Source organism: Saccharothrix lopnurensis (assembly GCF_042658445.1).
GTDB lineage: Bacteria > Actinomycetota > Actinomycetes > Mycobacteriales > Pseudonocardiaceae > Actinosynnema > Actinosynnema lopnurensis.
Genome location: NZ_JBHSQO010000003.1, coordinates 155430 through 171594, shown reverse-complemented (window position 1 = coordinate 171594; position 16165 = coordinate 155430). Strand labels below are relative to the sequence as shown.

The following is a 16165-nucleotide window of genomic DNA, read 5'->3' as shown; positions in this document are numbered from 1 at the left end:
CCCGGCCGGGCGAGGCGGCCGGGGTCCTAGGTGCGCGCCAGGGTCAGGTAGGCGAAGCCCAGCGCGCCGCGGTAGCCCTTGAGCCACCCCTCGCGGTGGTCGTCGACGACGCGGCGGACCTCCGCCGCCCCCGGGTGGTCCGGGTTGGCCAGCAGCCAGCGCTCGCGCGACGCGCACCAGCGCGACTCGAAGGCGTCCCACTCGTCCGGGGTCGCGGTGGCCAGGTTGAGCAGGCGGTAGCCGCGGGTCGTGGCCAGGTCCACCAGGTCCGCCAGGGTGCCGAAGCCCTCCTCGCCGAAGATCGCGCTCGCGACGGGGTTCGGCGGGTGCTCCCAGAAGCCGTCGCCGAGCAGGAGGGTGCCGCCGGGGCGCACGCGGGAGCGCATGGCCTCCAGGGCGCCCCTCGTGCCGCCCCACGCGTGGGAGGCGCCGATGCTGATCACCACGTCGGCCGGGTCGGTGGTCCAGGTGGTGGCGTCGGCCGGCTCCAGGGTGACGCGGTCGGCCAGGCCCCTGGCCCCGGCGTTCGCCCGGCCCCTCCCGATCGCGTGCTCGTCGCTGTCGACGCCGAGGCCGTGCGTGCCCGGGGCGTGCTCGACCGCCCGCAGCAGCAGCTCCGCCCAACCGCAGCCGTAGTCCGCGATCCGCTGCCCCGGCGCCAGGTGCAGGCTGTTGACCAGGTCGAACGCCTTGGCGTCGGACAACGGGGAGTTGAAGTCGAGGAGGGCATGGCCGTTGGCCGGGACGTCCGTCACCGCCACACCGTGTCAGACGCGGGAACGATCGGGAACGGATTTTCCCTACTCCTGGCCGCGCACCACGCGGCGCAGCCTGGGCAGGCGTTCGGCGAGCACGCGCTCCGCGCCGCGGCCCGTCGGCTCGTAGTAGTCGCGGCCGACCAGGTCGTCCGGCGGGTACTGCTGGGTCAGCACGCCCTCCGGCACGTCGTGCGGGTACCGGTAGCCCTGCGCGTTGCCGAGCTTGGCCGCGCCCGCGTAGTGCCCGTCGCGCAGGTGGGCGGGCACCGTGCCGATCGCGCCCTTGCGCACGTCCGCCATGGCCTCGCCGATGGCCGTGGTCACCGCGTTCGACTTGGGCGCGGTGGCCAGGTGCACGGTCGCCTGGGCCAGGTTCAGCGCGCACTCGGGCAGGCCGATCAGCTGCACGGCCTGCGCGGCGGCCACGCACACCGGCAGCGCGCTCGGGTCGGCCATGCCCACGTCCTCGCTGGCGTGGATCACCAGCCGCCGGGCGATGAACCTCGGGTCCTCCCCCGCCTCGATCATCCGCGCCAGGTAGTGCAGCGCGGCGTCCACGTCCGAACCGCGGATGGACTTGATGAACGCGCTGGTCACGTCGTAGTGCTGGTCGCCCTGCCGGTCGTAGCGGACGGCCGCCCGGTCGACCGTGGCCTCCAGCGTCGCCAGGTCCAGCTCCCCGCCGGGGTCCACGGCGTCCGCGGCGGCCTCCAGGGCGGTCAGCGCGCGGCGGGCGTCGCCCCCGGCCAGGCGCACCAGGTGGTCCTCGGCGGCCGGCTCGACGGTGACGGCGCCGCCCAGGCCGCGCTCGTCGGCGACCGCGCGCCGGACCAGGGCGCGGACCGCGTCGTCGGTCAGCGGGCGCAGCTGGAGCACCAGGGACCGGGACAGCAGCGGCGAGACGACCGAGAAGAACGGGTTCTCGGTGGTCGCGGCGACCAGCAGCACGATCCGGTCCTCCACCGCGCCGAGCAGCGCGTCCTGCTGCGTCTTGGAGAACCGGTGCACCTCGTCGATGAACAGCACGGTCGACTCGCCGGAGCGGACCAGGCGGCGGCGCGCCTCGTCGATGACCGCGCGCACCTCCTTCACCCCGGCCGACAGCGCGGACAGGGCGGCGAACCGGCGGCCGGTGGCCCGGGACACGAGCGTGGCCAGGGTGGTCTTGCCGGTGCCCGGCGGGCCGTAGAGCATGACCGAGGCCGGTGACGAGCCCTCGACCAGCCTGCGCAGCGGCGCGCCCGGTCCGAGCAGGTGGTCCTGCCCGACGACCTCGTCGAGGGTCCGCGGGCGCATCCGCACGGCCAGCGGCGCGTTGGCGGCGATGCGTGACGCCTTCTCCTCCTCGCTCGCGCCGAACAAGCCCTGGTCGAACAGCCCTTCGTCCACGTGTTCGACTGTAGTCGTCCCGTGCACGGGTGCTGTCCGAGCGTGCAGCGGTGGTTCCGGTGGCGGGCGCCGGGCGGGCAGGGTGACCGGCATGAGCGAGCTGAGCCCGGAGGAGATCGCCCGGCACGCGCACGCGGCCGGCTTCCGCGGGGAGGACCTGACGATCGCGGTGGCGGTCGCGCTGGCCGAGTCCGGCGGCGACCCGCGCGCCCACAACGACACCCCGCCCGACAACTCCTACGGGCTGTGGCAGATCAACATGCTGGGGTCCATGGGGCCGGCGCGGCGGCGCGAGTTCGGGTTGGGGTCCAACCGGGAGCTGTTCGACCCGCGCGAGAACGCCAAGGCGGCCAACAGGATCTCCGGCGACGGTCGGTCGTGGACGCCGTGGACGACCTACACGAGCGGGAAGTACCGGCGGCACCTGGACGAGGCGCGGCGCGGGGTCGCGGCGATGAAGCGCGGCGGCTCCGGCGGTGGCGGTGGCGGGCGCGGTGGGTCCGGGGGCGGGTTCTCCGTGGACGTGGGCGTGCTGCGCGACTACGCGCGGCGCACGCGCGGCACCGCCGACGACCTGACCGCGCTCGGCCGGGGCCACGTGCGCGAGGTCCGGGAGATCGCCGACGACAGCTTCGGGCGCGTCGGCAGGCAGTCCGGCTTCGCCGAGGCGCTGGACAGCTTCGGCGCGGCGCTGCGCAAGCAGGTCAAGGGCGTCGCCCACAACACCGACGCGCTGGCCACGTCGGCGTCCAGGTCCGCCAGGTCGTACCGCGACCAGGACGACGACAACGCCCGCGCCCTGAACGGCGGCCGGGGCGTCACCGGAGGGGGTGAGGGCTAGTGGACACCCGTGCGATCGCCCGGCACTTCGCGGAGAGCATGATCGGGCACCGCAACGCGCTGGCGGGCAAGGCCGAGGACGCGGTGAAGGCGCAGTACGCGCTGAACCGGACCGCGGCGGGCCTCACCGACCACCAGGAGGAGCAGGCAAAGGCCGCCAAGACGGTGCTGGAGCACTGGCGGGGCGACAACTCCGAGGGCTTCGAGAAGCGCGCGAACCGGCTGGGCGGGCAGTTGCGCACGACCGCCGACGCGGCGCGGGACGCCGAGCGGGTCGTCGCCGGGGTGTCGGCCGCCCTGACCACCGGGCACGGGCGGGCGCGGCGGGCCGTCGAGGAGTACCTGGACGAGGCGACGCGGCTGCTCGACGCGGGCCGGGCGGTCGGCACCCGGGCGGCGGTGCTCCAGGCCGTGGCGCGGGCCGCCGACCTGGAGCCGAAGTACACCAGGGAGACCGCCGCGGCGGTGCGCGAGGTGCGGGGCGAGATGGAGGACGCCGCCCGCAGGCTGCGCGCGCTGGAGAAGGACGTCGAGCACGACGGCGTGGCCGACGCCCGGCCCGAGCGGTCCCGCACCAGCCCGTCCGACGCCCGTGCCCGCGGCCGGGCCCGGACGATCATCTCGGCGGCGCGGCGCCAGCTCGGCGTCCGGGAGAACCCGCCGGGCAGCAACCGCAACCCGTACGGGCCGACGGCGGCGTGGTGCTCGTCGTTCGCCACGGCGATGTGGCGCAAGGCCGGGGTGGACATCCCGGTGCTGCCGTTCACCGGCGACGTGTTCCGGTGGGGGCAGCGCAACGGCAAGGCGTACACCTCGCTGAGCGCGGTGAAGCCGGGTGACGTGCTGCTGTTCGGGACGGGGCCGGGCAGCCCGGCGACCAGCAAGCACATCGGGATCGTCGAGAAGGTCTCCGGCGGCACCGTGACGTTGATCGAGGGCAACTCGGGCGACGCGGTGCGGCGCAATACCCACCGGCTCAGCTCGGCCACGTTCTACGGCGGGGTGCACCCGTGACCGGGGACGCGCCGATCACCGCGCGGGCGCACGACCCCGACACCGGGATCTCGGTGGAGGTGGGACCCGGCGGCGGGCTGCGCGACCTGGTGCTGGACCAGCGTTCGCTGCGGCTGGGTCAGGCGGGGCTGGCGAGGGCGGTCCTGGCGCTGGTCGACACGGCCACGGCGCGGGCCAACGCGCGGGTGCGGCGGGCCGTGGGCGAGGTGGACGCGCTCGGGCTGGGGGTGGAGGCGCGGATGGCCGAGTCGGTCGAGGACACGATCCCCGAGACGTGGCGGGTGTGATGGGGCTGGGCGAGAGGGTGGACGCCGTCCGCTGCGAGGCGTCGGGGCGGGGCGTGACCGTGGTGGTCGACCTGCACGGGAAGCTGGTGGACCTGTCGTTCGCGCGGGAGGCGCTGGCGCTGCGCCCGGCGGAGCTGGCGGGCGTGGTGCGGGGGTTGGTGGACGAGGCCGCCGAGGGGGCCTTGGCGGAGGGGCTGGCGGTGGTCGGCGAGGTGGTGCCGGCGGAGCTGCTGGAGCCCCTGTCACCCGGGGCTCACCCGACTCGGGGGGCCTGAACGCTGAACTCGGGGGTCCTGGACGTACGACACGCGGGGTCTGGACGTACGACTCGCGGGGTTCTAGGGGGTGAGGAGGGTGGTCAGGTGGCGGGCCAGCCAGGCGGTGTCGGCGGGGGTGACGCGGACCCAGCCCGTGTCGTCGGTGGACATCGCGTAGCGGCCGGCGGCGGTGTCGGTCCAGCTCAGGACCGGGGAGCGGCCGGCCGGGCCGGTGACGGCCAGCTGGCCGCTCGCGGTGCGGGGCGAGTCGACCAGGGTGGTGATGGCGCGGGTGGCGCGGCCGGTGACGCGGGCCTGCGCGAGGGCGCGTTCCATGCCCGCGTGGCCGGACCTGGCGTAGGCGTCCATCGCGGCCGAGAAGGCCGGGCGCGGCAGGGAGACCGGCTCACCAGGGCCCGCCGGGGCGTCGCCGATGACCCGGGTGACGGCCGCGGTCAGGTCGGTGACGGGTTCCAGGGCCACCTCGTGGTCGTTCAGCACGGCCAGGACGCCGCGCGGGCCGCGCGCCGTCGCCAGCACCCGCCACGGGGTGGGGCGGAAGACCAGCGCGTCCACCGACGTGGAGCCGTGGGCCAGCCGGCCGAACAGGTCCTCCAGCTCGGGCGAGACCTCCTCGCCGTCGGCCAGGCCCGCCTCCGTGAGGGTGCGCAGGACCTCGCCGCCCAGCGCGTCCCGCTCGTCCTGGGTCTCCCCGTGCGAGGGCACCTCCAGCGGGTACGGCGGCTCGCCGGTCCCGAGGTCTTCCCACAGCAGGTCGAACTCCAGGTGGGTCAGCACCACACCGGTCGCCGAACGTCGCGCCATGGGGCACGAAGGTAGTCGCTGCCCCCAACTCGTGCGGACGGGAGGGGCGACACCGGTGGCTAGGCTGCCGGGCGTGGACGTCGAGGGCGGTTTCCTGACGGTGCGGGCCTCGGGCGCCGCCGCCGCCAAAGCCGCGCTCAACGGGGGTGCGTCGGCGCCCGAGCACCTCCAACTGCTGCTGCGCTGCACCGTGCCCAAGGGGGTGCCGGCGACCGGGACCGCGCTTCGGTTCCCCGATTGCTCGCTGCACGTGCTGCCGGTGGGCGTGGTGATGCTGACCGTCGCGGAGACCCGGTTGACCATCGGGTTCGGGGAGCTCAAGCCGCTGATGTTCCAGCCGGTGCCGGTGGACGCGGCGCTGCGGTCGGTGTTCTCGGGCGCGGTGGCGCACGTGCTGGCCGCCGCGCACGTGCTGGACCCGCACGGCATGGCGCACCACCTGCTGGGGCTGGCGGAGCTGGTGCTGCGCAGCGCCCTGCGGGCGGAGCTGGACCGGGTCGACTCACCGGCGGCGCGGCGGCGCGAGGCGCTGGAGTACATGCGCGAGCACCTGGCCGACCCGACCCTGGGCGCGGACCGGATCGCGGAGGCGCTGTTCATCTCGCGCCGGCGGCTCTACCAGCTGTTCGACGACGGGCAGGGCGTGTCCGAGCGCATCCGGGGCCTGCGGATCGACCGGGCCAAGGCGCTGCTGGCGGACCCGGCGAAGGCCGCGCGCGGGATCGGGGAGATCGCCAGGGACTGCGGGTTCGTCAGCGCCGCGCACTTCTCCCGGACGTTCCGCCAGGTGGTCGGCCGGACGCCGAGCGAGTTCCGGGGGCGGTGACGTCGGGGGCGGTGACGTCGGTGTCGGCGTCGGTGAGGTCGGCGTCGGCGAGGTCGGTGCCGGCGAGGTCGGTGCCGGCGAGGTCGGTGCCGGCGAGGTCGGTGCCGGCGAGGTCGGTGCCGGCGAGGTCGGGGGCGTCGAACTCCACCCCGGACACGAATCGGCCCGCCACCCCCGCGACGTCGAGCCAGCCGCGGCCGCTCGGCGAGTGCAGGGTGAACACGACGACGCGCGGGTGGTGGGGGTCGGTCACCACGACCTGGAGCTGCGCGCCGGGCCCGGTCACCGGGATGCGCTCGACGATCACCACCGGGTAGCCGGTGGCGGTCTCGCCCCTGGTCACCTCGCGGATCGCCGGCCCGTCGAGGTGGAAGGCGGGCTCGTCGGGTCCGGCGGGCCGGTCCACCGGCACCACGCCCGCCATCAGCAGCGCCGGGTCGGCGTCCGGGTGCTCGACCACGGCCAGCAGGCCCGCGCCGTGCCGGTGCGCCAGCTCCGCCGCCTGCGTCGCGGACACCTCCAGGCCGGGGTCGCGGGAGCCCTTGAGCCTGCGCAGCACCGCCAGCAGCTCGGCGGCGGTGCGTTCGGGGGTGCCTAGTGCCACCGGGGTCACCCCCGGCACGGGAGCCAGTCTCACCCGAGGCCCGCCCGGAACGCCGCCGCCGCGCCCGCGGAGGGCGCCGGTCGAGGTGGGCCGAGCAGCACGGACGCCAGCTCGGCGGTGAGGGAGGAGAAGCCGGTCAGGGCGTCCGCGACGGCGGTCCGGGTATCCACGACAGCGGTCTGGGCACCAGCGACGGCGGTCCGGGGTTCCTCGGCGCGCAGCCGCTCGGCGACCCGCCGGGCCTCCGCGCGGTGGTCCCGCGCGAGCGTCCGGGCCTCGTCGAGCACCTCGTCCAGCCTGGCGCTCAGCTCGTCGTGCCGGGCCACGGCCTCCTGGTGGGCCGCGGCGTGGGAGGGGGTGAAGCGGGCCAGGGCGCCGGTGTGGTCGACCTCGTCGGCGGCGTCGGCCAGCTCGCGACGCAACCGCACCGCGCGCCGGTCCAGCTCCTCCGCGCGGCGCTGGTTGCCCAGCAGCGTGGTGGCCCAGTCGTCGAGCACCTCGGCCGCCGCCCGCATCGCGCGCCGCACCGCCGTCAGCTCCGACACCACCGCCTCCAACCGGGTCCTGAACCCGTTCGCCGCCGCACCCGTCCACCCCTCCGGCGGCGGTCCGGGGTCGGCGAAGGCCGCCGCGCACCGCTCGCTCGCCGCCGCCACCGCGCCCGCGTGGCCGGGGGTCGGGTCGAACCCCAGGCCGCGGTAGTCAGTCATGACGCCACTCGTCCGCTTCGCGGTAGCTGTTGCCCGCCGCGCGCAGCCCCTCCGCCACCACGTCCAGCCCGACACCGCGCAACACCCGCGCCCACTCGGCCACGAGGTGGTCGACCGCCTCGGTGATGCCCTCGGGACCGAGGTCGCCGACCGGATCTTCCAGGGAGGCGGCCGCGGCGCGCACCTCGTCCGCGGTCTCGTCGAGCCGGGCGGCGAAGGCGGTCAGGGTGTCCGGGTCGACCCGGTAGCCGTCGCTCATCCCCGACCGGGCCGGGGATGAGTGGGAGTGGGGGAAACGCGGGTGGGGAGGGTGCGGGCGAGGAGGGCGCGGGTGGAGGGAGTGTGGACGAGGAGGGCGCGGCCGGTGGGGTGCCCGCCGGTGGAGTGTCGGCGAGCGAGGTGCCGGCGGGTGGGGTGCCCGCCGGTGGAGTACCCGGCAGGGCGCCAGCGGGCGGAGCGCCGGCCTGCGGGGCGCCCGCCGCCGGCACCGCCCCGGCCACCGGGGCCCGGCCGGTCACCGAGCCGCTCCGGGTCCCTCATTCGCCGAGCACCGGCGGGTAGGCGGGCGGCAGGTCGTCCAGCAGGTCCAGGCCCAGGTCGTAGCGGTTGCGGTGCTCGCTGTCCTCGGCCCGGTTGGCCGGGGCCATCGGCGGGTGCATCCCGAAACCCTGGGGGCCGCCCGCGCCGGTGACCGGCCCGAAGCCGCCGCGGGCCGCCGCGCCGCCGGGCACCGCGCCGAGCACGCCGGACGTGGTGCCGGAGCCCACGGGGCCGAACCCGGCCGCCCCACCCGGACCACCGCCGCCCCGACCGCCACCGCCGGCCGCGCCGCCGCCCGTGGGGCCGAACGAGCCGTAACCACCGGCCGCGCCGGGCGCGCCCAGGGCGGGCGCGCCGGGTTGGCCCACGCCGGCCACGCCCGTGGTGTCATCCGGGCGCGCGGGCGGCAGCGGTTCGACCACCGGCGGGGGCGTGGGGACCACCGGCGGCACGGGGACCTGCGGCGGGTCAGGGGGGCGCACCTCGTGGTTCGGCGGGATCGGGGGGTGGTTCGGCGGGGTCGGGAGCCGGTGGTCCGGCCGCACGGTCGACGCGCCCTCCGGCGCCTGCTGGAAGACCTCCGGCAGCGACGTGTGCACCGCGCGGCTCGCGTCCTCGAACTCGGTCATCACCCGCACCGCCTCGGCGCGGGCCCGCTGCTGCTCCTTCTTCGACGGCATGTGGTCGTCCAGCAGCTGGTCGAGCATGTACGCGCCCTCGGGCCCGTCCAGCGTGCTCACGTCGCGCCCGTCCTCGAACCAGCGCTCGGCGGTCGGGTGGACCGGCACGGGCATCCGCCGCCGCGCCTCGTCCACGGCCTCGGTGTAGCGCTCCAGGCCGGTGCCCACCTGGTAGGTCCGCTCCGAGGCGTCGGCGGCCCACCTGGTCAGCCGGGTCACCGACGCGGCGGCCACGCCCGCGGACGGGCCGCGCCAGGACATGGCCAGCCGCTGCACCAGGCCCTGCACCCGCGCCGTGGTCTGGTCGACGTCGGCGGCCAGCCGCTGCCAGGCCCAGGTGCGCTGCGACATCACCGCGGCGTCCGAGGACATCACCATGTCCCAGAGGCGGCGGTGCGGGTACGCCTCCCAGTTGATCCGGCCGAAGTTGCGCAGCTCGCGGTTGCGCTCGACCTGGTCCTTGCGCTGGTTCTCCTGCCGGACCCGCCGGGCCTGCCGCCGCGCCCGCCGGGCCTGCTCGCGCTCGTTCACGCCAGTCGTCCCATCGTCCGCTTCGCTTCCTCGTCCTCCGCCTGGTGGGTCTTGCCGACCCGGTCCAGGGCCTCGCGCAGCGCGTCCAGCTCCCTCAGGTACGAGCGCAGCGCCACCCGCACGCCGCCGCCGACCTCGCCGGCCCGCAGGCCGAACGCCCGCCGCATGTGCAGCGCGACCGGCCCCTGCCCGTCGCCCAGCGGCTGGTCCACCTCGCCCTCGGCGCGGCGCAGCAGCTCGACCAGCTCGCCGCGCAGCCGTTCGAGCTCGCCGCCGGCGCGGGTGAACTCGTCGAGGTCCAGCTCGATCCGGTCGGCCGCGCCGTCGGCGACCACACCGGCCGCGCCCGCGCCGGTCGGCGCCGCGACGTCCGGGGCGTCGACGGAGCCCCTGCCGCGTTCGTCGTCCTTCAGCTCTTCGCGCAACCGCTGGGCGTCCTCGACGCCGCGCACCCTGACCATGACGCACATGGTGCTGGGTCGCGCGCGCGGTGACCAAGGCCGGGTGCACAGCGGGAGCATCGGCGGTGCACGATCGGACAAGCGTGTGCGAAAATCGTGCCCCGTGCCGTCACCTGCCGTTCACGCGCGCGCCGTGTTGCTCGCCGGCCCCTCCGGTTCGGGCAAGTCCACCCTCGCCGCCCACCTGGGCTGGCCCGTGCTGCGGCTCGACGACTTCTACCGCGAGGGCGACGACCCGCTGCTGCCCCGCGACGAGGCGGGCCGCCCGGACTGGGACGCCGAGGGCTCCTGGAACACCGGGGACGCGCTGGCCGCCGTGGTCGGGCTGGCCACCACCGGCACGGTCGACGCGCCCGTGTACTCGATCGGCGAGGACCGCCGGGTGGGCTGCCGCACGCTGGACGCGCCGGGCTTCTTCATCGCCGAGGGCCTGTTCGCCGACCGGCTCGTGACGGGCTGCCGCGCGGCGGGGGTGCTGGCCGACGCGGTCGTGCTCGCGCCGAACGCCCTGGTCACGTTCGCCCGCCGGTTCGCCCGGGACGTGGCCGAGGCGCGCAAGCCGGTGCCGCTCCTGCTGCGCCGCGGCCTGCGGCTGCTGCGCGAGCACCCCGAGGTGGTGCGCCGGTGCGCGGACGCCGGGATGCGGCCGGTGACCCCGCACCGGGCCCGCGCGGAGCTGGCCTCGATCGGGGCCGGGCTCCCGGCGTCGGTGTAATCCCGCGCGTCGCGGGTACGGCTGCGGCATGGCTGAGTTCGAGCGTGAGCAGAGGATCCCGGTCGACGCGCGGGTGGTGTTCGACCTCGCCCGGGACGTGAAGTCCATGGAGGCGTGGCTGCCGGACGGCCTCCAGGTCGAGTCGAGCGGGCCGGAGCGGGTCACCGGCCGGGTCTCGATCGGTGACGAGATCGACGAGGCCGAGGGCTACCTGGCGGCCGTCCCCGAGCAGCGGCGGCTGGAGTGGGGCGACCTGGAGGGCGACGGCTACTCGGGCTGGCTCCAGGTGGACGAGGACGGGCCGGGCGCGAGCCGCGTGGTGCTGCACCTCGACGTGCGCGGCGAGCACCCCGAGGCGGTGGGCGGCGAGGCCCACGAGCTGACCGACGAGTACCTGGGCCAGGCGCTGGACCGGCTCGCCGCGCTGGCCACCGACGGCGCCGCGTGACCGCGCCACCCGACCGGAACGGGTAGGCCACCCCGACGACCCCGCTCCCCCGGACCTGCTCGGGCCGGAGGAGCGGGGTCTTCGGCGCGCGGGGTTGCCGGGGAGCGGGGCGTCGGGAGAGGGGCGTCGAGAAGCGGGGCGTCGGCGTGCCGGCTCCTCGGCGTGCGAGGTCTTCAGCGTGCGGGGCCCTCGGCGTGCGGGCCCTCGACGTGCGGCGAGACCCCGCCGATCGGTTCGACGCGCTCTGGGAGCCTTCCCAGACCCGATGCCCGCGTCCGGGGGTAGCGATCTTCCGCTGAAGGGTCGCTCACGTTCGACCGCCCGGCTGCACTGGGTAGCTGAAGATTCACAGACCGCTGTGTCCGTGGCTACAGTTGGCCCGATTCCTGGGAGCGTTCCCAGAACCTCAACGAGGAGGTGCACGACGGTGAAGACCCGACGATGGGTCGCGCTGGCCGCGGCCGGCGTGGCCGGTGTGCTGGTCTCAGTGCTCGTGAACGTGGTCAGCACGCCGGCGGCGTCCGCCCACGGCGCCATGATGAAGCCGGGCAGCCGGACCTTCCTGTGCTGGAAGGACGGCCTGTCGCCGCAGGGCGACATCCGCCCCCAGAACCCCGCGTGCAGCGCGGCGGTCACCGCGGGTGGCACGAACTCCCTCTACAACTGGTTCGGCGTGCTGCGCTCCGACGGCGGTGGCCGCACCCGCGGCTTCATCCCCGACGGCAAGCTGTGCAGCGGTGGCAACCCGACGTTCTCCGGGTTCGACATCGCCCGCAACGACTACCCCGTGACGCACCTGACCGCGGGTTCGAACATCCGCTGGTCCTACAACATGTGGGCCGCCCACCCGGGCACCTTCCACCTGTACGTCACCAAGGACAGCTGGAGCCCGACCCGGGCGCTGGCCTGGGACGACCTGGAGAGCACCCCGTTCCACAGCGTGACCAACCCGCAGGCGAGCGGCTCGGTGGGCACCGTGGACGGCCAGTACTACTGGAACGCGAACCTGCCCTCGGCCAAGTCGGGCCGCCACATCATCTACTCGGTGTGGACCCGCTCGGACAGCCAGGAGACCTTCTACAACTGCTCGGACGTCGTGTTCGACGGCGGCAACGGGCAGGAGACGGGCGTCGGCGGCGGTGGCGGCACCACGACCACCACCACGACCACGACGGGCACCAGCACCAGCACGACGACGACCACGCCCACCACGACGACGACGAACCCGCCGGGCAGCGCGAGCTGCATGGCGAACTACCGGATCACCAGCGCGTGGTCGGGTGGCTTCCAGGGCGAGGTCGAGATCATGAACCACGGCACCAGCGCCTTCAACGGCTGGACCGCCAGGTGGAACCTCGCCAGTGGTCAGGTGATCAACAGCGTCTGGAACGGCGTGCGGTCCGGCTCCGGGTCCCAGGTGGCCGTGAGCAACGTGGACTGGAACCGCACGGTCGCGCCCTCGGGCACGGCGAAGTTCGGCTTCACCGGCAGCTACAGCGGCACCAACCCGCTGCCCACGGTGACCTGCACCAGCCCCTGAGCCGCACCGGCTCCTGAGCCGCACCGACCCCTGAGCCGCACCGACCCCTGACCGGGCCGGTTCGGCACGGGGCGGGACCGGGACCCCCGGTCCCCGACCGAACCCGACGCGGGGGTTCCAGGCCGATGGCACCGGCCTGGAACCCCCGCGTCGCGCTGTTCGGCCCCGATCGGGTGAAGACGGGGACCTCAGCCCTTCACCACGGCGAGGACGGTGTCCCGCATCGGCGTGGTGGGCCGGCCGAGGAGCCGGGACAGCTCGCCCGGGGTGTCGGCGAGCAGGCCGGCGGCGATGTCGGTGTCCATGCGGGCCAGCATCAGCGCCACCTCCTCGGGCAGCCCGATGCCGGCGAGCGTGCGGGTGTAGAGCTCGACGGGCAGGTCCTGGTAGACGACCTCGGTCCCGGAGACCTCGGTGATCATCGCGGCCAGGTCGGCCATGCTCCACGCGGTGTCGCCGGACAGCTCGTGGACGGTGCCCTCGTGGCCCTCACCGGTCAGGACGGCGGCCGCCGCGGCGGCGTAGTCCGCCCGGGAGGCCGAGGCGACGCGCCCGTCGCCGGCCGCGCCGGGGATCACCCCGGTGGCCAGCGCCTGCCTGATCGTCTGCTCGTAGTTCTCGCTGTACCAACCGTTGCGCAGGAGGCTGAAGGGCACGCCCGACGCCCGGACGTACTCCTCGGTCGCCCGGTGCTCCGGCGCCACGGAGACGGTGGTCGTGTCGGCGCGCAGGACGCTGGTGTAGGCCAGCAGCCGCACCCCCGCCGCCTTGGCGGCGTCCACCGCGGCCCGGTGCTGCGGGACGCGCCGGCCGACCTCGTTGCCGGAGATCAGCAGCACCTCCTCCGCGCCCCGGAACGCGCCGGCCAGGGTCCCGGGCCGGTCGTAGTCGGCCTCGCGCACGGTCACGCCGAGGTCCTCGGCCCTCCTCGGGTCGCGTACGGCCGCGACCACCCCGTCGGCGGGCACGCCCCGGTCCAGCAGGGCGGTGACGACGAGGCGGCCGAGCTGACCGGTGGCGCCGGTGACGACGATCATGGTGTGTTCCTCGCGGGTGGTTCGGACGGCGGACGTGCGTGGCCGCGCCCCCGACCGCCGCCGCGGGCCGCCGCCGCGGGGATCGCCGGGACGGGCGGCCACGCCGGCACCCTAGGGCCGGGACCCGGACCCCACCACTCGGAACGGCAGGTCAGCGGAGCCCATCACCCGGCGTTACCACTATGCTCCGCCTGCGATGACTCTCACCGACCGGCTGCCGGCCACCCCCGACCCCGACCTCCTCTACGACGCGTTCGCCGAGTGGGCGTCCGACCGCGGGCTGTCGCTGTACCCGGCGCAGCAGGAGGCGCTCATCGAGATCGTCTCCGGTTCGAACGTCATCCTCAGCACGCCCACCGGCTCCGGCAAGTCGCTGGTCGCCACCGGCGCGCACTTCGCCTCGCTGGCCCGCCAGCGCGAGGGCGGCGGCGGGCGCACCTTCTACACCGCGCCCATCAAGGCCCTGGTCTCGGAGAAGTTCTTCGCGCTGATCGACGTCTTCGGCGCGGAGAACGTCGGCATGATGACCGGCGACGCGAGCGTCAACGAGACCGCGCCGATCATCTGCTGCACCGCCGAGATCCTGGCCAACATCGCGCTGCGCGACGGGGACCGGGCCGACGTGGGCCAGGTCGTGATGGACGAGTTCCACTTCTACGCCGAGCCCGACCGGGGCTGGGCGTGGCAGGTTCCCCTGATCGAGATGCCCCAGGCGCAGTTCCTGCTGATGTCGGCGACCCTGGGTGACGTCGCCTTCTTCGAGAAGGACCTCACCCGCCGCACCGGCCGCCCCACCACCACGGTCCGCTCGGCCGAGCGCCCGGTGCCGCTGCACTTCCAGTACGTCACCACGCCGCTGCACGAGACGATCGAGGAGCTGCTGCACGGCCGCGAGGCCCCGGTCTACGTCGTGCACTTCACCCAGGCGTCCGCCCTGGAGCGCGCCCAGTCGCTGATGTCGGTCAACGTCGCCACGCGCGCCCAGAAGGACGACATCGCGGCCATGATCGGCCGGTTCCGGTTCACCTCCGGGTTCGGCAAGACGCTGTCCCGGCTGGTCCGGCACGGCATCGGCGTGCACCACGCGGGGATGCTGCCCAAGTACCGGCGCCTGGTCGAGCAGCTGGCGCAGGCCGGCCTGCTGAAGGTGATCTGCGGCACCGACACCCTGGGCGTGGGCATCAACGTGCCGATCCGCACGGTGGTGTTCACCGCGCTGTCCAAGTACGACGGCCAGCGCACCCGCCACCTCAAGGCGCGCGAGTTCCACCAGATCGCGGGCCGGGCCGGCCGCGCCGGCTACGACACCGTGGGCACGGTCGTGGTCCAGGCGCCCGACCACGTGGTGGAGAACGAGAAGGCGCTGGCCAAGGCGGGCGACGACCCGAAGAAGCGGCGCAAGGTGGTGCGCAAGAAGGCGCCCGAGGGCTTCGTCTCCTGGAGCGACCAGACGTTCGAGCGGCTCAAGAACGCCGAGCCCGAGCCGCTCACGTCGAGCTTCCAGGTCAGCCACGCCATGCTGCTCAACGTCATCGGCCGCCCCGGCAACGCCTTCGCCGCGATGCGGCACCTGCTGGAGGACAACCACGAGGACCGGCCCTCCCAGCGCAAACACGTCCTGCGCGCCATCTCGATGTACCGGGGCCTGCTGGCCGCGGGCGTGGTGGAGCGGCAGGGCGACGACATCCGGCTCACCGTCGACCTCCAGGTGAACTTCGCGCTCAACCAGCCCCTGTCGCCGTTCGCGCTGGCCGCGGTCGAGCTGCTGGACCGCGAGTCGCCGTCGTACGCGCTCGACGTGCTGTCCGTGGTCGAGTCCACCCTGGACGACCCGCGCCAGGTGCTGTCCGCGCAGGAGCACAAGGCGCGCGGCGACGCGATCGGCGCGATGAAGTCCGAGGGCATCGAGTACGAGGAGCGGATGGCGCTGCTGGAGGACGTGACGCACCCGAAGCCGCTCGCCGAGCTGCTGGAGGCCGCGTTCGCCACCTACCGGCGCGGGCACCCCTGGGTCGCCGACCACCACCTGTCGCCGAAGTCGGTCGTGCGGGACATGTTCGAGCGGGCGATGACCTTCGCCGAGTACGTCTCGCACTACCAGCTGGCCCGCTCCGAGGGCCTGGTCCTGCGGTACCTGGCCGACGCGTACAAGGCGCTGCGGCAGACCGTGCCCGAGGACGCCAAGACCGAGGAGCTCAGCGACCTCCAGGAGTGGTTGGGCGAGCTGGTCCGCCAGGTCGACTCCAGCCTGCTCGACGAGTGGGAGAAGCTGCGCAACCCCGCCCAGGAGGCCGAGGCCGCGCTCACCGACGTGCCGCCCGCGGTCACCCGCAACGTGCGCGCGTTCCGGGTGCTGGTGCGCAACGCGCTGTTCCGGCGGGTGGAGCTGGCGGCCCGGCGCGACTACTACGAGCTGGGCCAGCTCGACGGCGGCGCGGGCTGGTCGGCCGAGGACTGGCAGGACGCGCTGGAGCCGTACTTCGAGGACCACGGCGACATCGGCACCGGCCCGGACGCGCGCGGCCCCGCCATGCTGGTGATCAGCGAGGAGTCGGGGCGCTGGGTGGTGCGCCAGATCTTCGACGACCCGGCGCGCGACCACGACTGGGGCTTCACCGCCGAGATCGACCTGGCCGAGTCCGACGAGACCGGCACGGCCGCGGTGCGGGTCACCGAAGTCGGCCGGCTGTAGGTCCGGGGCCA

At 74.9% G+C, this 16165-nt stretch carries 18 protein-coding genes; 9 read left to right on the top strand and 9 right to left on the bottom strand.

Features of this window, described 5'->3' with window-relative positions:
• Window positions 1-26 precede the first annotated feature (26 nt).
• Window positions 27-755 (bottom strand): SAM-dependent methyltransferase, encoded by a 729-nt coding sequence (locus ACFP3R_RS04545; protein WP_380633124.1) that lies wholly within the window; start codon window positions 753-755, stop codon window positions 27-29.
• A 45-nt stretch (window positions 756-800) separates the two neighbouring features.
• On the bottom strand, window positions 801-2120 hold the full coding sequence (locus ACFP3R_RS04540) for a replication-associated recombination protein A (protein ID WP_380633367.1): 1320 nt from the start codon (window positions 2118-2120) through the stop codon (window positions 801-803).
• A 118-nt stretch (window positions 2121-2238) separates the two neighbouring features.
• Here ACFP3R_RS04540 and ACFP3R_RS04535 point away from each other — a divergent pair, with 118 nt between their 5' ends.
• The 4 genes from ACFP3R_RS04535 to ACFP3R_RS04520 are packed head-to-tail and all read left to right on the top strand — an operon-like array spanning window position 2239 to window position 4563.
• Complete coding sequence (locus ACFP3R_RS04535) at window positions 2239-2988, top strand: type VII secretion target (protein ID WP_380633123.1); 750 nt, start codon at window positions 2239-2241, stop codon at window positions 2986-2988.
• Complete coding sequence (locus ACFP3R_RS04530) at window positions 2988-4001, top strand: CHAP domain-containing protein (RefSeq protein ID WP_380633121.1); 1014 nt, start codon at window positions 2988-2990, stop codon at window positions 3999-4001. Before ACFP3R_RS04535 ends, ACFP3R_RS04530 begins: the two co-directional genes overlap by 1 nt.
• Window positions 3998-4288 (top strand): YbaB/EbfC family DNA-binding protein, encoded by a 291-nt coding sequence (locus ACFP3R_RS04525; RefSeq protein WP_380633119.1) that lies wholly within the window; start codon window positions 3998-4000, stop codon window positions 4286-4288. The genes ACFP3R_RS04530 and ACFP3R_RS04525 overlap by 4 nt, the downstream gene beginning before the upstream one ends.
• Window positions 4276-4563: a hypothetical protein gene (locus ACFP3R_RS04520; RefSeq protein ID WP_380633117.1), complete on the top strand. Its 288-nt coding sequence runs from the start codon at window positions 4276-4278 to the stop codon at window positions 4561-4563. Before ACFP3R_RS04525 ends, ACFP3R_RS04520 begins: the two co-directional genes overlap by 13 nt.
• Window positions 4564-4626: 63 nt before the next feature.
• Here ACFP3R_RS04520 and ACFP3R_RS04515 read toward each other — a convergent pair whose 3' ends face one another.
• Window positions 4627-5370, bottom strand: a complete 744-nt coding sequence (locus ACFP3R_RS04515) for an ESX secretion-associated protein EspG (RefSeq protein ID WP_380633115.1) — start codon at window positions 5368-5370, stop codon at window positions 4627-4629.
• 55 nt (window positions 5371-5425) lie between these two features.
• On the opposite strand from ACFP3R_RS04515, the gene ACFP3R_RS04510 reads away from it, so the two are divergent.
• Window positions 5426-6196 carry a helix-turn-helix transcriptional regulator gene (locus ACFP3R_RS04510; RefSeq protein ID WP_380633113.1) on the top strand — a complete coding sequence of 257 codons (771 nt, stop codon included), beginning with the start codon at window positions 5426-5428 and terminating at the stop codon, window positions 6194-6196.
• On the opposite strand, the gene ACFP3R_RS04505 is transcribed toward ACFP3R_RS04510, so the two are convergent.
• From ACFP3R_RS04505 to ACFP3R_RS04485, 5 genes are all read right to left on the bottom strand, one after another.
• Complete coding sequence (locus ACFP3R_RS04505; RefSeq protein ID WP_380633111.1) at window positions 6123-6800, bottom strand: pentapeptide repeat-containing protein; 678 nt, start codon at window positions 6798-6800, stop codon at window positions 6123-6125. The genes ACFP3R_RS04510 and ACFP3R_RS04505 overlap by 74 nt on opposite strands.
• 29 nt (window positions 6801-6829) lie before the next feature.
• Window positions 6830-7510, bottom strand: coding sequence for a hypothetical protein (locus ACFP3R_RS04500; RefSeq protein WP_380633109.1), 681 nt, complete (start codon window positions 7508-7510; stop codon window positions 6830-6832).
• Window positions 7503-7769, bottom strand: coding sequence for a WXG100 family type VII secretion target (locus ACFP3R_RS04495; protein ID WP_380633107.1), 267 nt, complete (start codon window positions 7767-7769; stop codon window positions 7503-7505). The genes ACFP3R_RS04500 and ACFP3R_RS04495 overlap by 8 nt, the downstream gene beginning before the upstream one ends.
• Window positions 7770-8046: 277 nt before the next feature.
• Window positions 8047-9261: a PPE domain-containing protein gene (locus ACFP3R_RS04490; protein WP_380633105.1), complete on the bottom strand. Its 1215-nt coding sequence runs from the start codon at window positions 9259-9261 to the stop codon at window positions 8047-8049.
• The gene (locus ACFP3R_RS04485) at window positions 9258-9722 is read right to left on the bottom strand and encodes a hypothetical protein (RefSeq protein WP_380633103.1); all 465 of its coding nucleotides are present in this window, start codon (window positions 9720-9722) and stop codon (window positions 9258-9260) included. The genes ACFP3R_RS04490 and ACFP3R_RS04485 overlap by 4 nt, the downstream gene beginning before the upstream one ends.
• A gap of 133 nt (window positions 9723-9855) precedes the next feature.
• On the opposite strand from ACFP3R_RS04485, the gene ACFP3R_RS04480 reads away from it, so the two are divergent.
• The 3 genes from ACFP3R_RS04480 to ACFP3R_RS04470 all read left to right on the top strand — a co-directional run bounded on the left by ACFP3R_RS04480 (window position 9856) and on the right by ACFP3R_RS04470 (window position 12425).
• Window positions 9856-10437, top strand: a complete 582-nt coding sequence (locus ACFP3R_RS04480; RefSeq protein WP_380633102.1) for a uridine kinase — start codon at window positions 9856-9858, stop codon at window positions 10435-10437.
• Between the two features lie 28 nt (window positions 10438-10465).
• Window positions 10466-10885, top strand: coding sequence for an SRPBCC family protein (locus tag ACFP3R_RS04475; protein WP_380633101.1), 420 nt, complete (start codon window positions 10466-10468; stop codon window positions 10883-10885).
• 427 nt (window positions 10886-11312) lie between these two features.
• Window positions 11313-12425 carry a lytic polysaccharide monooxygenase gene (locus ACFP3R_RS04470; protein WP_380633099.1) on the top strand — a complete coding sequence of 371 codons (1113 nt, stop codon included), beginning with the start codon at window positions 11313-11315 and terminating at the stop codon, window positions 12423-12425.
• 188 nt (window positions 12426-12613) lie between these two features.
• On the opposite strand, the gene ACFP3R_RS04465 is transcribed toward ACFP3R_RS04470, so the two are convergent.
• Window positions 12614-13462, bottom strand: a complete 849-nt coding sequence (locus tag ACFP3R_RS04465; protein ID WP_380633098.1) for an SDR family oxidoreductase — start codon at window positions 13460-13462, stop codon at window positions 12614-12616.
• 196 nt (window positions 13463-13658) lie between these two features.
• On the opposite strand from ACFP3R_RS04465, the gene ACFP3R_RS04460 reads away from it, so the two are divergent.
• Complete coding sequence (locus ACFP3R_RS04460; RefSeq protein WP_380633097.1) at window positions 13659-16154, top strand: DEAD/DEAH box helicase; 2496 nt, start codon at window positions 13659-13661, stop codon at window positions 16152-16154.
• The last annotated feature ends 11 nt before the right edge of the window (window positions 16155-16165 follow it).

Excerpts from the sequence above, each read along its gene's own strand:
- ACFP3R_RS04535 (WP_380633123.1), top strand. The coding sequence starts at position 2,239 with ATGAGCGAGCTGAGCCCGGAGGAGATCGCCCGGCACGCGCACGCGGCC.
- ACFP3R_RS04515 (WP_380633115.1), bottom strand. The coding sequence starts at position 5,370 with ATGGCGCGACGTTCGGCGACCGGTGTGGTGCTGACCCACCTGGAGTTC.
- ACFP3R_RS04500 (WP_380633109.1), bottom strand. The coding sequence starts at position 7,510 with ATGACTGACTACCGCGGCCTGGGGTTCGACCCGACCCCCGGCCACGCG.
- ACFP3R_RS04495 (WP_380633107.1), bottom strand. The coding sequence starts at position 7,769 with ATGAGCGACGGCTACCGGGTCGACCCGGACACCCTGACCGCCTTCGCC.
- ACFP3R_RS04485 (WP_380633103.1), bottom strand. The coding sequence starts at position 9,722 with ATGGTCAGGGTGCGCGGCGTCGAGGACGCCCAGCGGTTGCGCGAAGAG.
- ACFP3R_RS04475 (WP_380633101.1), top strand. The coding sequence starts at position 10,466 with ATGGCTGAGTTCGAGCGTGAGCAGAGGATCCCGGTCGACGCGCGGGTG.
- ACFP3R_RS04465 (WP_380633098.1), bottom strand. The coding sequence starts at position 13,462 with ATGATCGTCGTCACCGGCGCCACCGGTCAGCTCGGCCGCCTCGTCGTC.
- ACFP3R_RS04460 (WP_380633097.1), top strand. The coding sequence starts at position 13,659 with ATGACTCTCACCGACCGGCTGCCGGCCACCCCCGACCCCGACCTCCTC.